Genomic DNA, 15626 nt, shown 5'->3' with positions numbered 1-15626 from the left:
TTTCAGTATCATGCCCAGTCATTTCTTCACCTGTGGAGTAGCACATTTATGGCACGCGTAACTGTTCAAGACGCTGTAGAGAAAATTGGTAACCGTTTTGACCTGGTGTTGGTCGCTGCTCGTCGGGCACGCCAAATGCAGTCTGGCGGCAAAGATCCGTTAGTACCAGAAGAAAACGATAAGTACACCGTTATCGCTCTGCGCGAAATCGAAGAAGGTTTGATCAATAACCAGATCCTCGATGTCCGTGAGCGCCAAGAGCAGCAAGAGCAGGAAGCCGCAGAGATCCAAGCGGTTACCGCGATTGCTGAAGGCCGTCGTTAATTAACACGAAGAGCTGCCTTTGTATCTGTTTGAAAGCCTGAATCTGCTGATTCAAAAATACCTGCCAGAAGAGCAGATCAAGCGCCTTAAACAGGCATACCTCGTCGCGCGCGATGCGCACGAGGGACAGACACGCTCCAGCGGTGAGCCTTACATTACTCACCCGGTCGCGGTAGCCTGCATTCTTGCAGAAATGCGCCTCGACTATGAAACCTTAATGGCGGCGTTACTGCACGACGTCATTGAGGACACTCCCGCAACCTACCAAGATATGGAACAGTTGTTTGGCAAAAGCGTTGCCGAACTGGTTGAGGGTGTATCAAAGCTGGATAAGCTGAAATTCCGTGACAAGAAAGAAGCTCAGGCAGAAAACTTCCGTAAGATGATCATGGCGATGGTGCAGGACATCCGCGTGATCTTGATTAAACTCGCCGACCGCACTCATAACATGCGCACGCTGGGTTCTTTGCGCCCAGATAAACGTCGCCGCATTGCTCGTGAAACTCTCGAAATCTATAGCCCTCTGGCGCATCGTTTAGGTATCCATCACCTAAAAACTGAGTTGGAAGAACTGGGTTTTGAAGCTCTTTATCCAAACCGCTATCGCGTTATCAAAGAGGTGGTCAAAGCCGCTCGTGGTAACCGTAAAGAGATGATTCAGAAGATCCTTTCCGAAATTGAAGGTCGTCTTACCGAAGCGGGAATCGAGTGTCACGTTAACGGTCGAGAAAAACATCTGTACTCGATCTACCGCAAAATGCATCTGAAAGAGCAGCGTTTTCACTCCATCATGGACATTTATGCTTTCCGCGTCATCGTCAAGGATGTCGATACCTGCTACCGCGTTTTAGGTCAGGCGCACAGCTTGTATAAGCCGCGTCCAGGTCGCGTTAAAGACTATATCGCCATCCCTAAAGCCAACGGATACCAATCGCTACATACCTCGCTGATTGGCCCGCACGGTGTTCCCGTTGAAGTGCAGATCCGCACAGAAGACATGGACCAGATGGCAGAGATGGGGGTCGCCGCTCACTGGGCGTATAAAGAAGGCGAATCTAGCACCACCGCGCAAATTCGCGCCCAACGCTGGATGCAAAGCCTACTTGAGCTACAGCAAAGCGCTGGGAGTTCATTCGAATTTATCGAGAGCGTTAAATCCGATCTGTTCCCAGACGAAATCTATGTGTTCACGCCGGAAGGTCGCATCGTCGAACTGCCGGCGGGGGCTACACCGGTCGATTTTGCCTACGCAGTCCACACCGATATTGGACATGCCTGTGTGGGTGCTCGTGTTGATAGACAGCCATATCCGCTGTCTCAGGCGTTGCACAGTGGGCAAAATGTCGAGATCATCACCGCTCCGGGGGCTCGCCCAAATGCGGCATGGCTGAATTTTGTCGTTAGCTCAAAAGCACGCGCTAAAATTCGCCAGATGTTGAAAAACCTCAAGCGCGATGACTCTGTTAGCCTTGGTCGTCGTCTGCTTAATCATGCTCTTGGCAACGGACGCAAATTGTCTGATCTGCCACCAGAAAATATCCAGCGTGAACTGGATCGCATGAAACTACACTCGATGGATGACCTACTAGCCGAAGTTGGCTTAGGAAATGCCATGAGTGTGGTCGTGGCGAAAAACCTGCTTGGCGATCCGCAGCAAACCGGTACCAGCACAGGTCGTAAGCTGCCAATAAAAGGCGCCGACGGTGTATTGCTGACCTTCGCCAAATGCTGCCGCCCTATCCCAGGAGATCCGATTATTGCTCACGTGAGCCCAGGCAAAGGCTTGGTCATTCATCACGAATCCTGTCGCAACATTCGCGGTTACCAGAAAGAGCCTGAGAAGTTTATGGCCGTTGAATGGGATAAGGATATTGAGCAAGAGTTCATTGCTGAAATTAAAGTGGATATGTTTAACCATCAGGGCGCGCTAGCGAATCTGACGGCTGCAATCAATGCCACTGCATCAAATATTCAAAGCATGAATACCGAAGAGAAAGATGGCCGGGTTTACAGCGCTTTCATCCGCCTGACCACCCGCGATCGCGTCCATCTGGCGAATATCATGCGTAAAATTCGTATCATGCCGGATGTGATTAAAGTTAACCGCAACCGAAACTAATTCTATGACTCCTCAACGCTATGCGCGGATTTGTCAGATGCTTGCCACTCGACAGCCGGACCTGACCGTATGCATGGAGCAAGTGCACAAACCGCATAACGTTTCTGCCGTAATCCGCACCGCTGACGCCGTGGGTGTTCATCAGGTTCATGCCGTGTGGCCGGGTAAAACCATGCGCACTATGGTATCTACCGCTGCAGGCAGCAACAGCTGGGTATCAGTCAAAACGCATCCAGATATCTCTTCTGCCGTATCAACGCTCAAAGCGGAAGGGATGCAGATTCTGGCAACCAATCTCTCAAGCACCGCCGTTGATTTTCGCGAAATAGACTACACTCGCCCAACCTGCATTCTGATGGGACAGGAAAAATACGGCATTACGGCTGAAGCGCTCGCTTTGGCAGATCAGGACATCATCATTCCGATGATCGGGATGGTGCAATCACTGAATGTTTCCGTCGCTTCGGCGTTAATCCTGTATGAAGCTCAGCGTCAACGCCAAAACGCGGGCATGTACCAGCGTGAGCACAGCCCTTTAAGCGACGAAGATCAACAACGTTTGCTGTGGGAGGGGGGCTACCCTGTATTGGCGAACGTTGCCAAGCGTAAAAAACTGCCGCGTCCGCGTATCGATGACGAAGGGCAAATAGATGCTCCTCAAGCATGGTGGGACGCCATGCAAGCAACCAAAGGCTAACGATGAAAGGCCGCTTGCTGGATGCGATTGCGTTAACCTCTTTAGCCGGCGTTGGTGCCAGCCAAGCAGGTAAACTCGCCAAAATCGGTCTCGAGAATATCCAAGATCTTCTGCTTCATTTGCCTTTACGCTATGAAGATCGTACTCGCCTGTATGCCATTAACGACCTTCTGCCTGGCCTCTTTGCTACGGTAGAAGGGGAAGTACTCCGCACCGATATCAGCTTTGGCCGTCGCCGGATGATGACCAGCCAGATTAGCGACGGTACCGGAATGCTGACCATGCGCTTCTTCAACTTTAATGCGGCAATGAAGAATAGCCTGTCACCAGGCAAACATGTCTTGGCCTACGGTGAAATAAAACGCGGAAATCTGGGTGCGGAAATCATACACCCCGAATACAAAATTCAAGGTGAAACAGAAAACGTTGAGTTGCAAGAAGCACTTACGCCTGTTTATCCCACCACTGAAGGTATCCGCCAAGCCACGCTGCGCAAGCTTACCGATCAGGCATTATCCTTACTTGACACCGTTCCTATTGCCGAACTCTTGCCAGATGAGCTACGCCGCGGGCTAATGAGCCTACCAGACGCACTGCGAATGCTGCATCGCCCACCTCCAGATATGCAACTGGCCGATCTCGAGCATGGTAAACATCCGGCACAGCGTCGCTTAATTTTAGAAGAACTACTGGCTCACAACCTCAGCATGCTGGCCGTGCGGGCAGGAGCACAAAGCCATAAAGCGCTATCGCTCTCAGCGGATGACCGCCTCAAAAACCTGATGCTCGCATCCTTGCCGTTCAAACCAACCGGAGCGCAAGAACGTGTGGTGGCTGATATCGAAGCGGATATGGCAAAACCAGTACCGATGATGCGTTTAGTTCAGGGCGATGTTGGCTCAGGTAAAACCTTAGTGGCCGCACTCGCTGCGCTGCGTACGATTGCTCATGGGAAACAGGTTGCGCTCATGGCGCCTACCGAACTGCTTGCCGAACAACATGCCAATAACTTCCGCCAGTGGTTCGAGCCTTTGGGGCTAAAAGTGGGTTGGCTTGCGGGCAAGCAAAAAGGCAAAGCACGTCAAACTCAGATGGAGGCGATCGCCAGCGGCGAAGTCGATATGATCGTCGGTACCCATGCAATTTTTCAAGATCAGGTTCAGTTCTCTGGTCTTGCATTGGTTATCATTGACGAACAGCATCGATTTGGCGTGCATCAGCGCCTTGCTCTGTGGGAGAAAGGCGAGGAGCAAGGGTTCCATCCACATCAATTGATTATGACCGCCACGCCCATTCCACGAACGTTGGCGATGACTGCCTATGCCGATCTTGATACGTCTGTCATTGATGAACTTCCACCGGGAAGAACGCCGGTAACTACCGTGGCTATTCCAGACTCACGTCGCACTGACATCATTGAGCGCGTCAAAAATGCCTGCCTTAAAGAAGGGCGACAGGCATATTGGGTATGCACTCTGATTGAAGAGTCAGAGATGTTAGAAGCTCAAGCGGCAGAAGCCACAGCAGAAGAACTCAAACTGCTACTGCCCGAAATCAAAGTCGCGCTGGTTCATGGCCGCATGAAGGCAGCAGAAAAACAAGAAGTGATGCGTGCATTCAAGGCTGGCGAAACTCAGCTTCTTGTTGCCACTACGGTTATAGAAGTCGGCGTGGACGTGCCTAACGCGAGCCTAATGATCATCGAAAACCCTGAGCGCTTAGGCTTGGCTCAGTTGCATCAGTTGCGCGGTCGTGTAGGCCGTGGTGCGGTAGCCTCTCACTGCGTACTCCTATATAAAACACCGCTTAGCCAAACGGCACAAAAGCGTTTACAGGTACTGCGCGATAGCAACGATGGTTTTGTGATTGCTCAGAGAGATTTGGAAATACGCGGGCCTGGTGAACTACTCGGTACTAAGCAGACTGGTAGCGCGGAATTCAAAGTCGCAGATTTGCTACGCGACCAAGCATTGATCCCAGAAGTACAGCGTATCGCACGCCATATACATCAAAACTATCCCAAACATGCGCAGGCGCTGATTGAGCGCTGGTTGCCAGAGCGTAGCCGCTACACCAACGCTTAAAGAGGCATCCCTCTATTTCTCCGCCATGAGAGAAGATAGAGGGATAAACCTAAATTACCCCATCACCGCAGGAAACACCGGCAGCATTAGGTATAGCTTAATCACTATCGCGTTAACGATATCGATAAAGAATGCTCCCACCATCGGCACCACCAAGAAGGCCAAATGCGAGGGACCAAAGCGATCGGTAATTGCCTGCATATTGGCAATAGCAGTTGGTGTTGCGCCTAATCCAAAACCACAATGCCCTGCAGCCAATACCGCCGCATCGTAATTTTTGCCCATAACGCGGTAAGTGACAAAAATCGCGTACAGCGCCATAACCAGCGTCTGCGCTAGCAAAATTGCCAGCATAGGCAACGCCAGTGAGGCCAGTTCCCATAGCTTCAAACTCATCAGCGCCATCGCCAAGAACAGAGATAGACTCACGTTCCCCAACACCGATACCGCACGTTCAAACACGCGATAGAAACCAATCGCATGCATGGTGTTGCTCAACACCACCCCGACAAACAGCACACATACAAACGTTGGAAGCTCAAACGAGGTGCCCCGCAGGAAGTCGGCAATAAAATGACCAGCGGTTAAGCAAATGGCGATCATTGCCAGCGTTTCAATTAATACCAGCGAAGTGATCATGCGGCCACTGTATGGCTTCTCAAACGCTGTTGGAACCTCAGTATCATCAGGCGTGCCGTTCGGCGTTGAAGAGTGTTTAACCAAATAGCGGGCCACTGGACCGCCAATTAATCCCCCCAGAACCAATCCGAAAGTCGCACAGGCCATCGCTACTTCTGTCGCATTTTCAAATCCGTAGCGCTCACTGAAGACCTTACTCCATGCCGCACCGGTACCATGACCGCCGGATAGCGTGATTGACCCAGCTAATAGTCCCATCAACGGGTCGAGCCCCAACATTTTAGCCATACCGATACCAATCGCGTTTTGTACCAGTAGCAATCCCACAACGACAAAAATGAAAATACTAAGCGCCTTGCCACCTTTTCTGAGACTCGCCAGATTAGCGTTAAGACCAATCGTGGCAAAGAATGCCAGCATTAAAGGGTCTTTAAGCGACATGTCAAAACTGACCTCAAAGCCCATGGTCTGTTTTAACAAGAGAAACCCCAGAGCGACCAGCAAACCACCGGCAACAGGTTCTGGGATAGTATATTTCGTTAAGAAGGGGATTTTCTGTACCATTTGGCGCCCAAGAAGTAGCACCAGGGTCGCCGCGACAAGCGTACCGTAAACGTCCAGATGAATCATTTGATCACTCCATGTAATAATTATTTTAATTTCAAATAGTTATAGTTTTCTCACCGTTATAAAAAAATGATAAGCGATTAATTAGAAAGCAAAACCTAACGTTAGGGCAAGTTTCTTTAGCAAAAAATGCGATGTAAAAGTGTCCCTATTTTTAGGTAACTTTACACGCAACCGATTGCTTTTGTGACCGCTATCATTAAAATGCGTGCATTGTTGCTTCCGGAATATGGATTATGACCACGCCATCCACTGAGTTCGACCAAGTTCACTCTTCAACGGCGAAGCCTGCTACCACCACAGCGCCTGTCAAAAGTGAGCTAATTTATCGTCTCGAAGATCGTCCACCTCTTCCACAAACCCTTTTTGCTGCGTGCCAACATCTGCTGGCAATGTTTGTCGCCGTTATTACTCCCGCCTTACTGATTTGTCAGGCTTTAGGATTACCAGCACAAGATACTCAGCACATTATCAGCATGTCTCTGTTTGCATCGGGTTTAGCATCCATTCTGCAAATTAAAACCTGGGGACCTGTTGGTTCAGGTCTACTATCGATTCAGGGCACCAGCTTTAACTTTGTTAGCCCGCTGATTATGGGAGGCATGGCTTTAAAAAATGGTGGTGCCGATATTCCAACCATGATGGCAACGCTGTTTGGTACGCTAATGTTAGCGTCCTGCACCGAAATCATTCTGTCTCGCTTCCTGCATTTGGCACGCCGCATCATCACGCCGCTGGTTTCCGGTGTGGTCGTGATGATCATTGGTCTATCGTTAATTCAGGTAGGGCTAGTTTCCATCGGTGGTGGATACGGGGCGATGAACGATCACACCTTCGGGGCGCCGAGTAACTTGATGCTGGCAGGTTCCGTACTGGTTGTCATTATTTTGCTTAACCGCCAACGAAATCCTTATCTGCGCGTTTCTTCGCTGGTGATTGCAATGGCCGTGGGCTACGCACTGGCGTGGGCGACAGGTATGCTGCCAGACACTGGCAATATGGAAAAAACCACTTCGCTGCTGATGGTGCCAACACCGCTGTATTATGGATTGGGCATTGATTGGAATCTGTTGATTCCCCTGATGTTGGTCTTTATGGTTACCTCACTGGAAACCATTGGTGATATCACTGCCACCTCAGATGTGTCCGAGCAACCCGTATCTGGCCCACTGTATATGAAACGTCTCAAAGGCGGTGTATTAGCTAACGGCCTGAACTCGATGCTATCTGCGGTATTTAACACCTTTCCAAACTCGTGCTTTGGTCAAAACAACGGCGTCATTCAACTCACCGGCGTCGCCAGCCGCTATGTTGGTTTTGTGGTTGCACTGATGCTCATTGTGCTAGGCCTATTCCCTGCAGTAGCTGGTTTCGTTCAGCATATCCCTGAACCTGTACTGGGCGGAGCAACCATTGTCATGTTCGGTACTATTGCGGCTTCAGGGGTGCGTATCGTCTCACGTGAGCCGCTTAACCGTCGCGCTATCATGATTATGGCGCTATCGCTGGCCGTTGGTCTTGGCGTTTCTCAGCAGCCGCTGATCTTACAATTTGCGCCTGATTGGATGAAAACCCTGCTGTCCTCTGGAATTGCTGCCGGCGGCATCACCGCGATCGTCCTAAACCTCGTTTTCCCGCACGAAGACTAGCGACGTCATAGCAGTGAAGGAAAGGTCGGATGTATCTGCATTCGGCCTTTTTTATTGCTGTTTACATTTCATCCCTTGAGCCATCCGGTTTAATACGGCATAAACTAAAGTACCTTTGGCCTGAAGGACTAATGCCGTGAAATTTATTGGAAAAATACTATTAACCCTGCTCGCTATCATCATAGCGTTGGTTATTGTGGCTTATGTCATAGCCCAAACGACATGGGGAGCGCGCCAGATCAGCGCTTGGGTAAACGAAAACACCCAGTACCGTCTATCGTTGGGAAAAATACATCACGATATCCGCGAACCATCGGAGGTGATATTAAATAACGTCACCTTAGCCACCGACGGTCAGCCACCATTCTTGCGTGCAGAGAAAGTCAGTTTGTCGCTAGGCATACGCCAGTTCACTGACCCCAAACATTTCGACAGCGTAACGCTGGAAAATGGTTCTCTGTCTCTCTCAGCGCCACCAAAAGCCTTACTGCCGATTCAGGCTGAAAGCCTTCGCCTAGCTAACATGCAGTTACAGCAAAATGATTCCCAGCAGAAACTGAATGCCTCACAGGTGAATGGCTATATCTCACCTTGGCAACCAACGGCAGGACAGATTCTGGGCAATAATAATCAGTTCCAGTTCAGTGCGGGTAAGGTATTGATTAATGACGTCCCAGCGCAAAATGTACTGCTACAGGGCAGCTTCAAACAAGGTCTGCTGACAATCAATAGAGCAGGTGCTGATATCGCACAGGGGCAGATGACTAGCGACGGCGTGCGCAAAGCCGATGGCAGTTGGCAGATCAATAACCTGCGCCTAGGTAATATTCACTGGCAGACCAATAAATCCATAGACGCATTCTTTGCACCACTCGAGCAACTGCCGACAGTGACCTTCGGCAAAGTTAGCGTCACCGATGCCAAACTAGAAGGGGCTGGCTGGGCACTCAGCGATCTAGACGCCGAACTGGACGGTATTACATGGAGCAAAGGAGATTGGCAGAGTGAAAAAGGCACTATAGCCTTTAATGCTAACGACATTGTGGTGGGCAATGTGCATTTTGTTGAGCCTATCTTCAGTGCCGACCTCTCAAACGCAGGCGTTGCAATTCGTCAGTTAAGTACCCGTTGGGAAGGTAGCCTGCTGCGCGCAAGCGGCAATTGGCATCGCAATGACAAACGCTTAACCATCGATGATATGACCATTGTGGGCTTGGAGTACACTCTGCCTCAAAATTGGCGGGAGATTTGGCAGACACCACTGCCAGCATGGTTGAACGATGTCATAGTGACCAAATTTTCTGGTAGCCGAAACCTGCTTGTTGATATTAATCCAGAATTCCCTTTCCAAATCACCGCACTTGATGGATTTGGCAGCAATATTCGCTTAGTACACAATCGCCTTTTAGGCCTGTGGGATGGACAGGCAACGTTCAACGCCAGCGGAGCAACCTTCAACAAAGTTGATCTCCAACGCCTTTCTATAACGCTAAATGCCAACGATCAGCAGATCGCCGTGAGCGAACTCAGCGCGCTGTCACAAAAGGGAATACTGGAGGCTAGCGCGTCGCTCAATCAGACTGGACGTCAGCTAACGCTGGATCTGAAGGGACAAGCGGTTCCAGCTAATCAATTGGTTGAATGGGGTTGGCCTGCTCTCCCGTTAAGCGGGGACGTCAATATGCAGTTAGAGCTGCAAGGCGTACTCACCGGTGAAGCACCGCTGAAACCAAGCGTGAACGCAACGTTGAATGTGCAAAGCGCAAGTGGACAACAGCTCACACAGAAAATGGTGAATGGCGTAGTCAATTAATATGCTAGCCCTCCCTACATAAGGGAGGGCTTCATAACTATTTATTCTTTTATCTTCAAGGTGTTAACTACACCTTTAGCGATACTTGCTGCTTCTTGCTGATTTTCGCCTGGCAGGGCGACCTGCATGGTCATTAGTTGATCGCCTGCTTTGGCCAGTACGATGCTGGAATAGGAGACTTGGCCTTTCGCCGTTTGCACACTATTCACTTCTTGGGCTGGCTGCCCGCTGACTTCAATACTCTTATCAGAAAGCACATTCAGGCTGGGATCGCGCGCTTTCTGTTGCTCTACCAAGCGCCCACTCAGCGTACTCAGGCTGTCAGAAGGTAGCGGAGCCATAATTACAATTACTGCCTGCTGCCCACTCTTATTCGCATAAACGTGCATACTGTTTGACTGAGAGCCTAATTTACCGCTCTGATCGGTCAACCCTGCTGGCAGAGTAAAAGTCACTTTCCCGTCAAGTAGGCTAATATTTTCTCCCGCGGGTACGCTAGCTTCTGCCGAGGTAGAGCCTTTAGCTGCAGAGTTGGCGCTGTCGGTTGATTGACCGTCACAGGCAGCAAGCCCTGCTACTAACAATCCCACTCCCACAAACTTCACTAAATTACGCATGGTAATTCCTTATATTGTCCTAACGTCTCGATTGACCAATAAACGTATCGCACCTTATCAGTGCATTAAATGCAAGTAACATATTGTAGCTTCGCTACTTATTATTGGTTCCGTGCGTTAAGCATTTCACCAGTCGTACTCGGTTGTCGGCTAGATTCTCAGCCTGCTCCAAAGCAGTTAATTGATAGCCATTTTTTATTAGCATAATCAGCATAGCGGGAAAACAGTTTCTCGTTTTCACTTCGATATACTGATACCCATGATTTAAAGCCCAATTTTCCTGTGTATGCAATAGGACTTGGGCTATTCCGTCACGACGATAGTCAGGCAACACGCCGCCTAACCAACTATAGAAAGTGGTGTCATTCAGAGCATAACCCAACTTAAAACCGACAGGTTTTTCCTCTTTATAAGCAACAAGAGCACAAGTTTCTTTATTATTCAGTCGGTTAATTAGGTCTTGTCGGTTATGCAGTGCGGAAAATTCTGGCAACAAACTATAGAGGAAATGAATCTCTTCAATGTTGGAGTGCTTGACGGTAATTGCGGGCATGACATCCCCCGGGGCAGGGATATCAGAGTATACGATACCGAGCAAAAGTACTCGGCATCGTAAGAAGGTATTAATTTAACTGTGGTTGCGGTTCAGAACGATGCGTAGACAAATATTTCAGTACCACGTTGAGCATCACACCGTACATTGGCAAGAAGAAAACTAAACTGATCAGCAGCTTAAATGTGTAATCCACCAATGCAATTTCTACCCAATTGGCCGCCATGAACGGATCGGTACTGTGATAAAAAGCAATAAAGAAGAACGCCAGCGTGTCACTAATATTGCCAAATAGCGTCGATGCCGTTGGTGCAACCCACCATGCACTGCGCTGACGTAGACGGTTAAATACGTGCACATCAAGAATTTGCCCCAGCACATAGGCCATAAAGCTAGCAACAGCGATACGCGCAACCATCACATTAAATGAGCTCAGCGCAGCAAAACCTTGCCACTCTCCTTGGAAAAATAGTGCCGATATGCAGTAAGAAATCAGCAATGCAGGAGCCATCACCGCCAGAATAATTCGGCGAGCCAAAGGCGCACCAAATACACGGACGGTTAAGTCAGTCGCAAGGAAAATAAACGGGAATGTGAATGCGCCCCACGTGGTGTGGAAGCCGAAAATTGAGATCGGCAGTTGCACCAGATAGTTACTGGAAGTAATGATCAGAACATGAAACACCGAAAGCCAACAAAGGGCTTTCATCCGCTGTTGCGGAGTAAAATCAAACATATTTTAGCCTTTTTGGAGATTGGGGTGAGGGAACCCAAGAAAAATAAGTGCATACGAGATGCGGCAGGCATGATACCGCGATAATTTTCATGCGCAATGGTTAATTTTAACGCAAACGTTCACGTCTATTGCAGACTATTTCGCAACAGGTAAACTAGGGCTGTTTTAAACTTCACGACGCCGCAGCCCTTTATTAATACGATTGCGCATCTTTAACATTGAGTAGCGCTCATCGTTTAACAACGCGGCCTTTAGAGAACGACCATGACCGATCTTTTCGCTAATCCGGATAAAACGCTGGATGCTCTTGGGCTTCGTTGCCCTGAGCCTGTAATGATGGTGCGTAAAACTGTGCGCCATATGGATGATGGTCAAACGCTGCTGATTATCGCAGATGACCCAGCAACCACCCGTGATATTCCGGGATTTTGCCGCTTTATGGATCACCAATTGATTGCGCAAGAAACTGAGCAAACGCCCTATCGCTATCTGGTGCGTAAAGGTTCCGCTTCCTGATTAGCGTGATGTTGAACCACGTACAATCAGTTCACCCGGATACTTTTGCTCCACGGTAGGCTGACCATCACCTTGAATACGCTTCACCAAAAGTTCTAACGCAGCATAGCCGATCTGATAGGTCGGCTGCTTAAGCGTTGTTATCCCAACGCCAGCCAACTCTGCCCATTCCAACTCATCAAAGCCAAGTAATCCAATATCACTTCCCCAGTTCAGACCTAGACGCCGTAGGGAACGGGCAACCTGTAAAGTAAGCGCTCCGTTCGCAGACATGATGGCCTTGCGCATACCGCGGTGCTGGTGACAAAACTGAGTTAACGTTTGATCCAGCAACTCGCCTTTATTGAGCACGACTTCGGCATGACAAGCCGTCAATTCTGGATGTTCCTGCATTGCCTTTTGAAAAGCGTGTAAACGCTCAAGACGCGTATTCACTAGGCCAAGGGGCTCGCTTAAGAACATAACGGCTTCAAACCCTTGCTCTAGCAAATGCTGTGTGGCTTCTGTGGCTGCACGGTGGTTATCTAATCCCACCATATCGCAAGAGAAATCCGGAATTTTGCGGTCGATAAGCACCATTGGCAATAAAGATTGTTGCAGTTTAGACAGCGCTTCCTCACGCATACCTACTGCATTCACCACAAGACCTTCAACGCGATAACTGCTTAAAAGCTCAAGATAATGCTGTTCCTGATTAATTTCGTTGTTGGTATTACACACCAGAAGCGTGAAACCTTGCACGCGGCAGGCCTCTTCAACGCCGCGCAAAACGTCTACGGAGTAAGGATTGGTGATATCAGCAATGATCATGCCGATGAGCCTTGTTTGCCCACCTTTCAGACTGCGCGCCATTTGACTAGGACGATAATTAAGCCGTTGAATAGCTTGCTCGATTCGCTTTTTGAGATCGTCTGATAGCAGGTGCTGTTCACCATTAAGGTAGCGTGAAACGCTGGTTTTACCGGTTTTAGCGGCCTTGGCGACATCACTAATGGTGGCTCGGGATCCCTGACTGCTCACGATATGCTCCTCACATATTCAACGAATACGCAAATTTAGCATAACCACAGGGGAACTGATGAGATAAGGTTTGCGAAATAGCCTCCCCTATAAACGGGGGAGGCTTAAAGAAAGGGAATTACATCGGGCTCAGCGTAATCTCTACGCGACGGTTCTGAGCTTTGCCTTCCGCCGTGCTGTTGGAGGCAATTGGATTTGCAGGCCCCATGCCCTGAGTGCGAACACGGCTAGCTTCGACACCCTGAACAATCAGCGCGCTTGCAACGCTATCTGCGCGCTGCTGAGACAAACGCATATTCAGATCCTGACTGCCGGTGCTATCGGTGTAACCCACCACGTTAACCGCCGTCTTAGGATATTCCTTAAGTACCATGGCCACGCCGGTCAGCGTATTCGCGCCCGCAGGTTTCAAAGTACTGCTGCTTGAGTCGAACGTCACATTATTTGGCATGTTCAGAATAATATTGTCGCCTTGGCGCGTCACGCTTACGCCCGTACCACGCATTTTGTCACGCAGTTTAGACTCCTGAACATCCATGTAGTAACCCGCACCACCCCCTAATGCAGCACCAGCGGCAGCACCGATCAACGCACCTTTACCACGATCGTGCTTAGAAGAGGACAGTACGCCAACGCCCGCACCAACTAACGCACCTAACCCAGCACCAACGCCAGCCTTACCCGCTTCAGACTCGCCGGTATATGGGTTCGTTGTACAACCAGACAGCAACAACGCTGCACATACTGCGCCAGCAATGCATAAACGGCTTTTACTCATTATGGAACCTCATCTTGCACAGAGCCTAATCGCTCAAATCATTTGCTGTAAAAAGGCTGGTAATACGCCAACCCAAAATCAAGACTTAAAAATCACGGACGACAAAGATCCGCGGGGAAGGCATTTCAGCAAATTATCGTTAAAAAATAATGGCTACAATTCCGAAAAATTGGCCGAAACGCATTAATAACCTAAATTTTGCTTAATCTTCCAACCAAGCACCGGGCCTTTTCTCCCACAACATAATCGCGGTCATATGCTGGGTATCTTCATTCAATTGGGTATCTTGTATCTCAAAACCTTCGTGACGATAAAAACGTAGCGCACGCTGATTCTCGGTATACACCTCTAGCATTAGCTGCGGGAAAATCATTTTCACATGCTGCATTAGCAGTGGGCCAATCCCCTTACCGTGAAAACGTTTATCCACAAACAGAGCCCCAATGAATTGCATCTCAAGTACGCTGATAAAACCTACGATTTCACCATCGTTCTCAGCTACCCACGTCAAAGCATGAGGTAAATAGGTATCGCGCACTACGGCTTCACTTTCGCGCCAATAGTGGGAAGAAATAAACGGATGCGCTTCGGTCGTGCTCACCAGCCACAACGCCATTATGGCGTCCATATCTTGTTGTATTGCTGGGCGGATCATGACTTAACATTTCCCACAGAAGCAGGTTTTCACATGATCGTTCACCATGCCGCTTGCCTGCATAAAGGCGTAGCAAATCGTTGATCCTATAAATTTAAATCCCTTTTTCTTCAACGCTTTCGACATCAAATCTGAGACTTCGGTTTTTGCCGGAACATTCGCTAATGTATCAGGGCGATTCAGCACGGGCTTTCCATCGGTAAACGACCAGAGGAACTGAGAGAAGCTCTCTCCTTCCTGCAGCATTTTCATATAGACACGTGCGTTAACGACAATGGCGTCTAGCTTCAAACGGTGACGGATAAGTCCTGCATCCTGCATCAACGCGTCTATATCGGCATCCGTCATGGCCGCAACTTTACGTGGGTCAAAATGATGAAATGCTCGACGATAGTTTTCACGCTTCTTCAACACGGTTATCCACGATAACCCTGCCTGTTGCCCTTCTAAGCACAATAACTCAAAAAGATGCGCATCTTCGTATACTGGCTGCCCCCACTCCTCGTCGTGATAGCTGATGTATAAAGGGTCTGCAGAAACCCAACCACAGCGAATTTTTTGATCTTCAAACGTCTGGCTCATAATCTTAATCCTTACGTGAAAAAACAGGCTAATTGTCAGGCTTCATCCTTATGCCAACAGATTAAAACGCTGATGATATCGGGTATTACTATCATGCTTTTTACAGCATAAAGTTTTTATTTCAACCGACCTTGACGCCACGACAACCACGTCAAATAGTTAAGAGTGCAGCAACCTAAAAATAACAATGAAAACGCCTCCCTTTTGATGGAGTGGC

At 49.1% G+C, this 15626-nt stretch carries 15 protein-coding genes; 7 read left to right on the top strand and 8 right to left on the bottom strand.

Going from position 1 to position 15626, the window contains the following annotated elements; genetic code table 11:
- Positions 1-48 precede the first annotated feature (48 nt).
- Genes rpoZ through recG form a run of 4 tightly spaced genes read left to right on the top strand, consistent with a single transcriptional unit; the run spans position 49 to position 5224 of the window.
- Positions 49-324 (top strand): DNA-directed RNA polymerase subunit omega, encoded by a 276-nt coding sequence (rpoZ, locus tag K9N75_RS00195; RefSeq protein WP_004094076.1) that lies wholly within the window; start codon positions 49-51, stop codon positions 322-324.
- 19 nt (positions 325-343) lie between these two features.
- Positions 344-2443 carry a bifunctional GTP diphosphokinase/guanosine-3',5'-bis pyrophosphate 3'-pyrophosphohydrolase gene (gene spoT / locus K9N75_RS00190; protein ID WP_004094074.1) on the top strand — a complete coding sequence of 700 codons (2100 nt, stop codon included), beginning with the start codon at positions 344-346 and terminating at the stop codon, positions 2441-2443.
- A 4-nt stretch (positions 2444-2447) separates the two neighbouring features.
- Positions 2448-3140 (top strand): tRNA (guanosine(18)-2'-O)-methyltransferase TrmH, encoded by a 693-nt coding sequence (gene trmH, locus K9N75_RS00185; RefSeq protein ID WP_008815755.1) that lies wholly within the window; start codon positions 2448-2450, stop codon positions 3138-3140.
- Positions 3141-3142: 2 nt separating this feature from the next.
- On the top strand, positions 3143-5224 hold the full coding sequence (gene recG / locus K9N75_RS00180; RefSeq protein ID WP_224452634.1) for an ATP-dependent DNA helicase RecG: 2082 nt from the start codon (positions 3143-3145) through the stop codon (positions 5222-5224).
- A 54-nt stretch (positions 5225-5278) separates the two neighbouring features.
- Here recG and gltS read toward each other — a convergent pair whose 3' ends face one another.
- Complete coding sequence (gltS, locus tag K9N75_RS00175) at positions 5279-6493, bottom strand: sodium/glutamate symporter (protein ID WP_008815753.1); 1215 nt, start codon at positions 6491-6493, stop codon at positions 5279-5281.
- 233 nt (positions 6494-6726) lie between these two features.
- On the opposite strand from gltS, the gene K9N75_RS00170 reads away from it, so the two are divergent.
- A complete protein-coding gene (locus K9N75_RS00170; RefSeq protein WP_004094067.1) occupies positions 6727-8139 on the top strand; it encodes a nucleobase:cation symporter-2 family protein in 1413 nt (470 codons plus the stop codon).
- A gap of 136 nt (positions 8140-8275) precedes the next feature.
- Positions 8276-9952, top strand: a complete 1677-nt coding sequence (locus K9N75_RS00165) for an AsmA family protein (protein WP_224452106.1) — start codon at positions 8276-8278, stop codon at positions 9950-9952.
- A gap of 41 nt (positions 9953-9993) precedes the next feature.
- Here the strand turns inward: K9N75_RS00165 and K9N75_RS00160 are convergent, their stop codons facing one another.
- From K9N75_RS00160 to K9N75_RS00150, 3 genes are all read right to left on the bottom strand, one after another.
- Positions 9994-10569, bottom strand: coding sequence for a DcrB family lipoprotein (locus tag K9N75_RS00160; RefSeq protein ID WP_008815751.1), 576 nt, complete (start codon positions 10567-10569; stop codon positions 9994-9996).
- 94 nt (positions 10570-10663) lie between these two features.
- A complete protein-coding gene (locus K9N75_RS00155; RefSeq protein WP_008815750.1) occupies positions 10664-11122 on the bottom strand; it encodes a GNAT family N-acetyltransferase in 459 nt (152 codons plus the stop codon).
- 70 nt (positions 11123-11192) lie between these two features.
- Positions 11193-11858 carry a 7-cyano-7-deazaguanine/7-aminomethyl-7-deazaguanine transporter gene (locus tag K9N75_RS00150; protein WP_008815749.1) on the bottom strand — a complete coding sequence of 222 codons (666 nt, stop codon included), beginning with the start codon at positions 11856-11858 and terminating at the stop codon, positions 11193-11195.
- 264 nt (positions 11859-12122) lie between these two features.
- Between K9N75_RS00150 and tusA the strand changes: the two genes are divergently transcribed.
- Positions 12123-12374, top strand: a complete 252-nt coding sequence (gene tusA / locus K9N75_RS00145) for a sulfurtransferase TusA (protein WP_004094061.1) — start codon at positions 12123-12125, stop codon at positions 12372-12374.
- On the opposite strand, the gene K9N75_RS00140 is transcribed toward tusA, so the two are convergent.
- The 4 genes from K9N75_RS00140 to K9N75_RS00125 all read right to left on the bottom strand — a co-directional run bounded on the left by K9N75_RS00140 (position 12375) and on the right by K9N75_RS00125 (position 15409).
- Entirely contained in the window at positions 12375-13394 is a 1020-nt protein-coding gene (locus K9N75_RS00140; RefSeq protein WP_008815748.1) for a LacI family DNA-binding transcriptional regulator, read from the bottom strand.
- Positions 13395-13512: 118 nt separating this feature from the next.
- Entirely contained in the window at positions 13513-14172 is a 660-nt protein-coding gene (locus K9N75_RS00135) for an OmpA family lipoprotein (protein WP_004094059.1), read from the bottom strand.
- Positions 14173-14374: 202 nt separating this feature from the next.
- Positions 14375-14827, bottom strand: a complete 453-nt coding sequence (locus tag K9N75_RS00130) for an N-acetyltransferase (protein ID WP_008815747.1) — start codon at positions 14825-14827, stop codon at positions 14375-14377.
- A 3-nt stretch (positions 14828-14830) separates the two neighbouring features.
- Complete coding sequence (locus K9N75_RS00125; RefSeq protein ID WP_008815746.1) at positions 14831-15409, bottom strand: DNA-3-methyladenine glycosylase I; 579 nt, start codon at positions 15407-15409, stop codon at positions 14831-14833.
- Positions 15410-15626 lie beyond the last annotated feature (217 nt).

It is taken from the genome of Hafnia paralvei (genome assembly GCF_020150375.1).
In the GTDB taxonomy this organism is placed as follows: Bacteria; Pseudomonadota; Gammaproteobacteria; order Enterobacterales; family Enterobacteriaceae; genus Hafnia; species Hafnia paralvei.
The sequence above is the reverse complement of the archived record's forward strand: the minus strand, read 5'-3'. Positions and strand labels throughout refer to the sequence as shown.